The sequence below is a fragment of the Sphingomonas sp. NPDC092440 genome (assembly GCF_044754985.1).
In the GTDB taxonomy this organism is placed as follows: Bacteria; Pseudomonadota; Alphaproteobacteria; order Sphingomonadales; family Sphingomonadaceae; genus Sphingomonas.
This window is the reverse complement of the sequence record NZ_JBIVQA010000028.1, coordinates 1-9,492: the sequence shown is the minus strand read 5'-3', so window position 1 is coordinate 9,492 and position 9,492 is coordinate 1. Positions and strand designations below refer to the sequence as shown.

Below are 9,492 nucleotides of genomic sequence, written 5' to 3'. Positions count from 1 at the left end.
TTCGTCATCAAGCATCTATCTTACCCTCGCTAACCGCGCGGGCGTTATCGCCGATACCGATCAGCTCCGGAATGTGGGGAGGTTTTGGCGCTTACGATAAAGCGTGTGACTGCCGCTGGAATAGGCCATAATCGGTATCCTCGGAGAAGTGAGACTTCACGCCCCACGGGCGGTCTCACTTCTCCGAGGATACCGATTATACGCCGAGTCGTAGGCTGAAGCCCTTCCCGGCTCAAGCCGGGGGTTTGAGACCAAAGACGGGACAATCAAATTTATGCTTTTCGTTTCGTAAGTTAACAACCGATTCGCGTCGATCCGTGTCAGGTAGACTAATGACCGCTCGTGACGAAATCAGCCGTTCGACCGTGGCCAAGTGGCCTCCATTCCGCTCATGTCGTTCCTCGCCGATTCCGATGTTCGATCGCCGGTTGGTCTTAGCGACGATATCCTCCAGCGACACAGCCGCGCGCGGTCGCGGCCCGCTGCGGTGATCGTCGGGCCATAAAGCTTCACAAGCTGACCGTCCCGCCATCAAGCAACTGCGAACCAACCCTTGGATTTTAGCGTATCAAACGCGATAGCAACCTGGCGCTCGGTGAACACTTTCTTGCGGTCATTCCACCCGCGTACTCCGGCAAGAGCCTTCTCTGCAGTATCAGCCCCTTCACGGGTAACCAGCCAATGAACTGTCGCAAGCAGTTCCAACCCATACGGCGTCTCAAAGCCGTCAACCAGATCAGCCACCTTGTTGAAATGGGCATGAGTTGCCTCTTCGTGCGCTAGAGACACCTCTGCCTCCAGAATGGCGCCAGGCACAATTGTGAGTTCCTTATCCGGCTGATCGCCGCCATCCTGATAACCCGCAACGAAATGTCCCTCGACCTTATTAAGGACATGGGAAAGGTTGGTGGCATAGGGACCATAATGATGCTTGATGTAGTTCAGCCGGAGCGGCTGGCCGGCTTCCTGCATAAAATACATCAGCTTCTGAACCTCGATCAGCGTCACGAACGGGTCCATCAGCCCTTGCAAATAGCGGTTCATGAGAACGACGAGCGCGGCCCGGCCCGGCGTCATGTTGGGTACGTCGCGCGACTTGATAACGTCAGGTGCGCCCTTGGGTTGATAGATCAACACATGAAGGTTTGGCAGATCGCGGAGCGCAGCCTCGATGCGCGGGCGAACATCGCCCCAGTCAAGGCCACCTAGGCCAGCCCCAAGCGGCGGAATAGCAATCGATTTGATACCTCGCTCACTGATTTCATGCGCCAACGCGACCAGCCCGCTCTCGATGTCCTCGATACGGCTCTTGCCCTTCCAATGCCTCTTGGTCGGGAAGTTGATAATGTAGCGCGGGTTTGTGAACGAGCCGGAGTCAAAAACAAACATCTTGCCAGGCTGCACCTCGCCATCCTCGCACGCGCGCGCATAGGCGTGGAAATTGGCCGGAAACGCCTTTTTGAATTGAAGCGCAATGCCACGTCCCATGATGCCGACGCAGTTCACCGTGTTGACGATTGCCTCCGCATCCGCCTTCAATAGGTCACCCGTTTTGAGTTCGATTTGTGCCATGTTTGTTCCCCCTTAATAGTACCACTCTGGTCGAATGTGAACCAGGGGACGATGGGCGGCGCCAGCGATGGCTTGCACCACCTGCTGGCCTATCGCCTGATTGAGCACACCGATCTGCTCGATCAGGTGCCATGGGAAATGCTGCTCAAGCAGGAACTCGGCTTGCTTTTGCTCCTTGGTGGGGCTTCCCGACCATTGCGTCGTTTGCACAGCGTTCCAATTGATTTCGCCGAGCTGCGCCAGGTTGCAGCGATCCTCAAAATAAAAGGAGCCTGCGTTCGACAACGTGAACGCCCATCGTCGCTGTTCCGCTTGTGCCCATGCGACCACAGCGTTCAGGTCGGCGACAAGATGCACGATCGGGTTCTGGCCGCCCTGATACGCAAGCTCTGAATTGCGACGAGAAATGAGATAGAGCATCACCGAGCGCGGACAGAAATAGAATGGCACACACTGGCCGACGTAGAGGCCAGGATGGCTGGCGAGCGTCAACTCGTTCATCCGCCGAGCCTTGATATTGTTCATGCCGATGACCGTCCCGTTGGCCGGGCGTTGGGCCATCACCGCGTCGGAATACAGAAATCCATCGGCCGCAATCGCTGCCAGCTTGTCGACATGGACGATGTGGTAGATTTTTGGGTTAGCAGGCTCAGGAATCATCAGGCGGCTTTGTCCTCGTCTTTCATTGCATCAGCATCCACCAGATCGTCACCATCGGTCAAATGATCTGCGCTACCGTCGGCGTGGATCGCATCTGCGAGGTCCCTCACCAAGCGACGTAAGCCGAGGCGGTCGCTAGAGATTTCAGCGGCTCCCGGCGTTGGCATTTGCCGCGTGCGCTTTCAATGGCTTGCACCTCAAATCCGACCGTCGTCCAGCAACCGGCCTTCAGGATGAATCGTCGCTGGCCGACCGACGCGCTACGTTCGCTCCTACCCGGAAGCCGTCAATCTCCGCTGGAGCGGTGAGTGAACACAAAGCCCCAACGGCACCCGACAGAGGCGGGCGATCCGCTCGTGACCGGCGGTCAGACCGCTCAAGCCATGGCGTGCACGGAATTGCGATGAAGGTCATAGTATCACGTGTACCCCGGCTAAATCGGCGTAATCTCAGCTATTTATCTCCACCCCAGGCATGTCCTGTGGTTCACGTGGCACACGATTCAATGATCTTGTGGCACGTGTATCACGCACCCAACCTATTGGGATCATTTGAAAATAACTTTGCAGCACCCGTGCGTCAGGTGCATTACACCACGGCCTCGCGCCGTGCGTCCCGCCTCACGCAGCGCGCCCGCGCTGCGCAGCCTCGTGCCGGGAGGCGCGGGCACCCTCGGGGTTTCACATAGCGCCGTTGGAATTGCCCCGGTCAGCCTCCATCGACAGCGGAAAGGGGAGCGACGTTGGCGGGCCGCCAGGCTCGACAAAAGGAGCGGCGCGGGGGAAACCGCTCGGGTTTCCCCCGCCTTCGCGCCAACGCAAAAAAAAGGGCCGGCAGCGGTCCCCCGCCCCGGCCCTCATAATCCTGCCGCCCGCCGCGATCAGGGCGCGAGATACCGCCGCCGACGCGTGACCGGCACATCCGGCTTCTGATCGTCCTGATAGAAAAGATGCGTCGGGACGCGATGCCCATGCTCGGGGTTGAGAATGTCATAGAGCCCGGACTGGATGCCGGAGCCTTCACAGATGATCGCCTCGACCGGCATCAATGCGGCGATATCGCGATTGCGCTTGAACGCCTTGCCATCGCCGCTGCCATAGAGCCCCCAGTTGATGCAGGTCACCCCGCGCTGGACGGCCCATGCGGCGGCGGCGGCATCCACGCCCTTGCGCTGGCCGGTGGTGAGCAGGATCATATGCGGGATACGCGCCTTGATCTGGTCGAGCCGGCCCCAGATGATCCGGTCATCATGCCATTTCGCCGGCCCCGAAACGACAACGATCGGCCCTTGCGGGTCATAACGATCGCGGCGGCGTTCGGCGCGGGCGCGGAGGAAATCGAGCGCAGAAATCTGGCTGGCGGTGGTGACGTGCGAGGCACGCGACCCGCGCGCGGGAGACCACGGCCGGCCGTTGTACGTGCGGTACATGGCAGCGGCATAATCGCGCATCGCCTCCATCGCCCTGCCCTGCTCCGCGACCGACTGGCATTCGAGCTGGAGCTGTTCGAGTTCGCCATTGAACACCTCGCCGGGTTCCAGCCGGCGCGCCATGTCGCGCAGCTGGTCGGCCAGCCGATCCTCACGCCCCGCCAGCCTGTTCGCGACGAAATGGAAGGAATTGACGAACCCCCATGCAATTTCAGCGGCGAGCGGTTCAAGCCGCGTGTCGGTGAGCAGGTCGAAAATGGCGGCAATGACACCTCCGCATTCGGCCTGCGCCGCCAACGGCTCGGGCATATCATGCTCACCGGGTTCATCGCCCGGCTCGATGATCGACAGCGGCAGGGGGTCGCCGAACGACGCCACGAAATCGGGAGTCGCGGTGAGTTCGGCAAATAGTTTCGGAAGGTCAACGAAGCTGCTAACCGCGCCTGAGGTCATTTGCTTGTTCATGTGAGTCCGCCTCTTTGATCGGGTTGATGGCTGAGGGTCCGGGGAAGCGTCTCCAGCGCTCCCCCGGGCCCGACTTTGGGGTGTTCCTAGAACGGCACCTCGTCATCGAGGCCGCGCGGTGCGCCGGTATATTCGCCACCCGGCCCGGCGGTGCTGCCGCCCGAGAAAGCCCCGCGCCGGCCACCACCATTGCCGCGCTGACCGAAGCCACCACCGCTGCCAAAGCCCTGCGGCTCGCGCTCACGTTCGCGCCGCCACTGGACGTCGAATCCATCATGCTCGTCGCCAAATAGAGCAATCGGCAAGGGGACGGCGAAAGACGGGTCATCGATCATGCCCGACAGGAAAACCTCGTCATTCGCGCGCATGCGACGTTCCCAAACAACGCCGATCTGGATTTCGTCGCCAGACTGACTGGTTTCGTACATTTCATAGACGGGTGCGCTGTCGCTCTGGCGATCGGTCACCTTGCGCATGATGAGATAAGGAAAACGCATCTCGCGGGTTGCGATCTTTCCGACAAGATCACCGACGCGTTCATCGAATTTGAAGCTTCCGATCTTCATGACTTGGTCCTTTCTCCTGTCCGTGGTCCGGTTCCTCTTTCCCCGGCCACATCCCTTTCTACCCCCTCCCCTGAATCCCATCTATCTAATTGATTTCTTGACAGATTTCGATCGCCTTTGGTGAGCCTGAGCCAATAAAATCGGACGCGGTCAGCGTCCCTGAAACAAGGAAACGTATCGCCGAAGGCGATCCCGCATTGATCCCCCGAGGACAAAGGCGCTGCGTCGTCTGTCATCACCTCCGGAGCCGCCGTCGCCGGGGCGCAAGGGCCGGTGGGGGTCCGCGGGTGCAAGGGACGTTGCGCTGCGGCTTAGCGGAGGTTGAAGAAAATGGCCCTGCTGGCACCCTTGGATCGAAGGATCACGCCAGCAGGGTCATTTTCTTCTACCGGAGCTTGGCCGGAGGCAGCCCTTGTGCCCGCGGACCACCACCGGCACGCCGCGAGCCTGCGAGGCGGCGCAGGAGGCGATGACAGACATGGGTCCGAGCGGGATGCCCCGGCGAGGCGCCCCGCCGAGCTCGGCCACCTACCCCGCCTCGCGGAAGGGATCGTTACCGCTTCAGCGGACAAGACCCCGAAGGGGGCTTGGTCGGAGCGAAGCGGAGATAGAGCCCGGTGGCCGCCGCCAGGCGGGCATCCGCCCGCCCAAGCCTGATCGGCGCACCACTCACCGGAGATCCGACCCGAACCACCCCGCGCACTACCGTCCACGAACGACATGGATCTTGGTCCAAAATGAGGGGAACAACGGCTGACACAGACCTGTTCGTGTGGGACGTTTCGACGCAGAGGAATTGCCGATGAAGATACGCGTCTTGTCGATCGACGGCGGCGGCATCAGGGGCATCGCGCCCGCGCATATGCTCGCCAGGCTGGAACAGAAGCTCCTGGACAGCGGTAAACTAAAGGTCGCGGACAGCTTCGAACTGTTCGTCGGCACCTCGACCGGCTGCATCGTGGCGGCAGGCCTCGCCGCTTCCGGTCAGGCAGCCCAGCCACTTGCCCCCAAAGACATCGAACAATTGTATCACACGCACGGGCAGGCGATGTTCACCAGCCAATGGGCGGGGATTGGCCCGTTTCCGCTTTTTTCGGGAAAATACAAAGAGTCAGCCAAAGGCGCGGTGCTTCGACAGATATTGGGCAATCTGACGCTGGGCGAGCTTGAGCGAAACTTCCTCGGCACTTTCTACAATGTCGCGGCGGGTCCGGGGCCGATTTTCCCGAATGGCGGCCCCCAATACAGAAATGTGGGCGACAATCGCTTCAGCCAAGTGCCGCTGTGGAATGTGGTGAACGCCTCATCGAGCGCTCCCTTCTATTTTGACCCCGCCGAGCTCACCGCCTTGCACCATGACATGCGTGGAGCCGATGGAGGCCTGTTCGCCAACAATCCGGCGATGTGCGGCTATGTCGAGGCAGTCAAAACCTGGGCAGGGGAAAACGGCGAAAAACCGGAATTCCTTGTTGCGTCGTTCGGCTGCGGTCAGTCGACGGTCAAATTTGAGAAACAGAAGCGCTGGGGCGTTCTGCAATGGGCAGCACCGACGCGGGGCGTACCTTTGCTGGAGGCGATGTTCGACGGTCAGAGCGAGACGGTCCACTATCAGATGAAAAAACTATTGGAGCCCGAGAATTACTTCCGCCTCGAATTCAGCCTCGACGGCTTCGGCAAGATCGCGATGGACGATGCCTCTGATGCGAATATCGCACGCATCCTCAAGGCCACGACCGATTACCTCGACCGCCAGGGCGGCGACGCCGAACTGGACCGCCTTGCCGCGGCGCTGTGACCCGAGCGGAACAGCCGTCCGGCCACCGCCACGTCAAGGTGCAACCCGCCCCATCCCCAAAAACCAAGAAAGGTCGCCACGATGGATGAAGATGCGATGTTTGCCATGGGCTCGGTTCTCGCCGCGCTCGGCGGTATCCTCGAGCGCAATGGAATCTGCACTACCAACGAGCTTGCCGAAACGATTGGCGGGATCGCGGTGATGACCGCCGACGCCGGGGAGCAGTATCAACGCCGTGCGGCCTATATCGGCAGCTGGGCGCATATGGTGCGCGCGGCGGCCCAGGGCGCCGGCCGCAAGAACCAGAATTAGCGCAGCGTCGTCGTCCCCGCACGGATTGGTGGAAAGGCGATCAAGCCATCGGCGGTCCGGAAAATACCCGCCCGAATAGAAACTGATCCTGGCGCAGGTCACAGAAGCAAGATGTTACCATATCGCTCCCTCCGCGGCCGAACGCCGAAGACACCGACCAGAATGATCAGAGCGATCGCCCCGAGGTCTGATAGCGAAATCCCGGGCCCGTCTCGCGGCAGGCGGCACCGCCTCTCGGATGAGACGAACGAAACCAACTCCGAAAAGGTCGATCGCGAACAAGGGCGAGCCGTTTTGTGGGGCATCGGCGTCGCAGCGCTCGGGATGATGACGCTCGGCCAGCCGCTCATTCGCTACGGCGACGCCGTCGAACTCGGCTGCCTTGGCCTCACCGCCGGCATGTTCGCCTTTCTCTTCGATGCTTCATATGGTTTCCGCGGGTGGCTGCGGATCGCCTTCATGTTCATGTCGCTGCTGATGCTCACCTTCGGCGCATTCCAGGCGATCCCGCTGGCCAAGGTCGCCGCCCGGCGCTCCGCCACAAACGACCGGCGATGCATGGCGATCCAGCTCGATATGTTGTCGGCGCATCCCCGTCGCGCAGATGGCCCTGCCCTGTTCCATGCGCTCGGCTGTGTGCCGACCGACGATCCTCCGCCGAAAACACGCGAACTATCTGCACGTCAGCTACAACCGCCGCGAGAAGATGCCGCGCCAGGCCAGCACAACCGCTCCGGCGCGGGGACTTTGGATGCCAACGATCAGGAACCAGGCAGCGCGAACCGGAAGGTTCGCTGATCTGAAAGTTTGGCCCCGGTCGATCGACCGGTACGAATAGCCAATCGTCCCCATTCCGAAGGCGATTGGCAACCGGCGCGTTGCGCGAGCGTTTATTTTACCACAGGATCAGGAAGATAGGAGGGATTGTCGTCTTGGTGGCCTATGCGTTCCGTTCCGTTCCCGAACAGGGGGAACCGTGCATCTCTGTGATCGAAGCACCAGACCTCGCCGCGGCCAAAACCATGGCGGTGGACGCGATCAAACAGAGCGAGCTTAGTGCGATCCGGCTCTGGGATGGCGAGCGGGTGTTCGAATTCAAGCGACCCGTCGCGCCAGTCGCCTGGGTCGCACCGCGAAACGAGCGATCGCACAACGCGGCCGTCCGCGGCGCGCAGATGATGGCGATGAAGGCCGAAGGCAAAAGCTTCCGCGAGATCGGCGCTGCCTATGGAATCAGCCCTGCGCGAGCGCGTGACGTTGTGACGTGGGCACAGAATCGTGATGCGCGGCCCAGGATGGCGCCCAACCGCGCTGCGCTCTCGACCAGGGCCCGAAATCTCGTGCAATCCCTGATCGACGAACCAGAGTCTGACGAGATGGAACGCGATCGCCTGCTGCCGAAACGGGTCGCATCGCTGACGCGCAAGCGCCTGTTCGCCGAGTGCAATGCGGGATCAAGGACCGTCGCCGAGCCTGGCTGTGGGAGCGCGGCCTCTCGCTCAGCTGGGAAATGTGAGGCATTATCTCAGGCCCAGATGACGGCCATCGCCACCGATCCATGAAATATTCGATACAGCGAGCCACATCAGGGCTTAAGGATTCTACCTCGCCGTTGGGTCGTAGAGCCGACGTTCGGTTGGATGATCCGTTTGCGCCGCGTAATCCGCGATTGCGAGAAGCGAATCGACGTCTCGCAGGCGATGATCCCGATCGCTATGGAACGATACTCCCTACGGCGGAACGCTCATCCCTGAAATTTCAAATGGACGCTTAGCCGTCGAGCGGCGGCGCCTGCTCGGTACCAGAGATCGCGGTGACGAGTTCAAGCATTCTGCCACCGAAATCCGGGTGATTTAAAATCTGGCGAATGGGCGTGATGATGGTCTGACTGGTCCAGATCGCACCAACCTTCACCAGCGGTCTGCCACCCACGACCATGCCGGCGATCGCGCGATCCTTGTCCACTACGATCGCTCCGCTGTCTCCCGCTTCCGAGACCATGTTAGTCGTTACCATCTGGTGCGCGTAGACGACCCGTTGGGCAATCGTCCAATCCGGCCCTTCGGCTGGAAGTGGGATATCTTCGTCATTGTCGGCGATGACGCCCTTACGACCGCCCCCCCCGATCCCGCCGATGATTTCGATGGTCTCGCTGGGTGCCGGCAAGGCGCCTGGTGGATTTAGTCCCCCGCCGTGTGCCGGTGCCGGTTGAACCCTTGTCGGATCGACCCAGATGAGCGCGACATCGGCGGTAATCATCTGCCGAAAGGTGGTCCAGGTCTGAAGGACGCCGATCAGATGCTTGTCAGCGCTAGCGGCAATCGGATCGCCTGGCTTTGCTTCCTTTCGCACCAGACCATGGGCCGCCCCCATGAGTAATAGCCGATTGGGCTGGTCAGTGAACCGCACGAGGCAAGCGCCGGTGCTGACGACATCCATGCCGACCAGGTCAATAGCATCGCCAATATGATAGGTCATGGCTCCGCGATCCGTGCAGGGGTCGGCGGGGGGCCGTCGTCGACGGATCCTGACAATGGCGCACCGGGCGGCTTGGTGACGGCATTATAGCCAAGATAACCGGCATGGCTGACGGCGAGCAGTGTCAGTGGGCGTGTAATTCTCCGCGGATGTGGGCTTTGAAAATTCCCTGATTGTTGGGCCTGGTTGCCCAATGAGCCGGGGTTAACCCCGGC

The 9,492-nt window shown here is 60.9% G+C and carries 9 protein-coding genes and 1 pseudogene; 5 read left to right on the top strand and 5 right to left on the bottom strand.

What is annotated here, in order from left to right; translation table 11 throughout:
* Positions 1-531: 531 nt before the first annotated feature.
* The 4 genes from ACIQCS_RS23685 to ACIQCS_RS23670 form a co-directional block, all read right to left on the bottom strand.
* A complete protein-coding gene (locus tag ACIQCS_RS23685) occupies positions 532-1,572 on the bottom strand; it encodes a macro domain-containing protein (protein WP_286771956.1) in 1,041 nt (346 codons plus the stop codon).
* 12 nt (positions 1,573-1,584) lie between these two features.
* Positions 1,585-2,232 carry a DUF4433 domain-containing protein gene (locus tag ACIQCS_RS23680; RefSeq protein ID WP_286771957.1) on the bottom strand — a complete coding sequence of 216 codons (648 nt, stop codon included), beginning with the start codon at positions 2,230-2,232 and terminating at the stop codon, positions 1,585-1,587.
* Positions 2,233-3,112: 880 nt separating this feature from the next.
* Positions 3,113-4,126 (bottom strand): DUF2493 domain-containing protein, encoded by a 1,014-nt coding sequence (locus tag ACIQCS_RS23675; RefSeq protein ID WP_286771958.1) that lies wholly within the window; start codon positions 4,124-4,126, stop codon positions 3,113-3,115.
* 86 nt (positions 4,127-4,212) lie between these two features.
* Positions 4,213-4,692 carry a DUF736 domain-containing protein gene (locus ACIQCS_RS23670; RefSeq protein ID WP_286771959.1) on the bottom strand — a complete coding sequence of 160 codons (480 nt, stop codon included), beginning with the start codon at positions 4,690-4,692 and terminating at the stop codon, positions 4,213-4,215.
* An 802-nt stretch (positions 4,693-5,494) separates the two neighbouring features.
* Here ACIQCS_RS23670 and ACIQCS_RS23665 point away from each other — a divergent pair.
* The 5 genes and pseudogenes from ACIQCS_RS23665 to ACIQCS_RS23645 all read left to right on the top strand — a co-directional run.
* Positions 5,495-6,487: a patatin-like phospholipase family protein gene (locus ACIQCS_RS23665; protein ID WP_286771960.1), complete on the top strand. Its 993-nt coding sequence runs from the start codon at positions 5,495-5,497 to the stop codon at positions 6,485-6,487.
* 81 nt (positions 6,488-6,568) lie between these two features.
* Positions 6,569-6,799 (top strand): hypothetical protein, encoded by a 231-nt coding sequence (locus tag ACIQCS_RS23660; protein ID WP_286771961.1) that lies wholly within the window; start codon positions 6,569-6,571, stop codon positions 6,797-6,799.
* Between the two features lie 162 nt (positions 6,800-6,961).
* Positions 6,962-7,597 (top strand): hypothetical protein, encoded by a 636-nt coding sequence (locus tag ACIQCS_RS23655; protein WP_286771962.1) that lies wholly within the window; start codon positions 6,962-6,964, stop codon positions 7,595-7,597.
* Between the two features lie 137 nt (positions 7,598-7,734).
* Positions 7,735-8,361: a hypothetical protein gene (locus tag ACIQCS_RS23650; protein WP_286771963.1), complete on the top strand. Its 627-nt coding sequence runs from the start codon at positions 7,735-7,737 to the stop codon at positions 8,359-8,361.
* A 3-nt stretch (positions 8,362-8,364) separates the two neighbouring features.
* Positions 8,365-8,553 (top strand): annotated as a pseudogene (locus ACIQCS_RS23645) (transposase); the annotation flags it as partial.
* A gap of 16 nt (positions 8,554-8,569) precedes the next feature.
* Here ACIQCS_RS23645 and ACIQCS_RS23640 read toward each other — a convergent pair.
* Entirely contained in the window at positions 8,570-9,277 is a 708-nt protein-coding gene (locus ACIQCS_RS23640) for a hypothetical protein (RefSeq protein WP_286771964.1), read from the bottom strand.
* Between the last annotated feature and the right edge of the window lie 215 nt (positions 9,278-9,492).